Source organism: Burkholderia sp. HAN2018, assembly GCF_024704855.1.
GTDB lineage: Bacteria > Pseudomonadota > Gammaproteobacteria > Burkholderiales > Burkholderiaceae > Burkholderia > Burkholderia cepacia.
Genome location: NZ_QOBB01000582.1, coordinates 1 through 299 on the forward strand (window position 1 = coordinate 1; position 299 = coordinate 299).

At 63.9% G+C, this 299-nt stretch carries 1 protein-coding gene; it reads right to left on the bottom strand.

The genetic code is table 11. The features are described 5' to 3' along the window. On the bottom strand, nt 1–299 hold a 299-nt coding region (locus DPV74_RS41905), incomplete at both ends, for a DDE-type integrase/transposase/recombinase (RefSeq protein WP_162923368.1).

The window sequence follows — 299 nt, forward strand, 5'->3', positions numbered from 1 at the left end:
ACTTTGCGGGCTGCATACCGGCGTGGTCAATGGCTTCAGGCCGATGGCCACTGCGAACCGACGCGTGTCGTCGGCCGTGTAGCCCGAACCGTTGTCGCTCAGCCACTCGATTTCGGACGGCGTATGCAGCTCGTTGCCAAACCGATTTTCCACTGCAGCCAGCATCACGTCGCGCACGATGTCGCCGCTGTGGCCTGCCGTCGTAGCCGTCCAGCTCATTGCCTCACGGTCACAGCAATCCAGCGCGAACGTTACGCGCAGCGGCTCGCCGTTGTCGCAGCGGAACTCGAAGCCGTCCG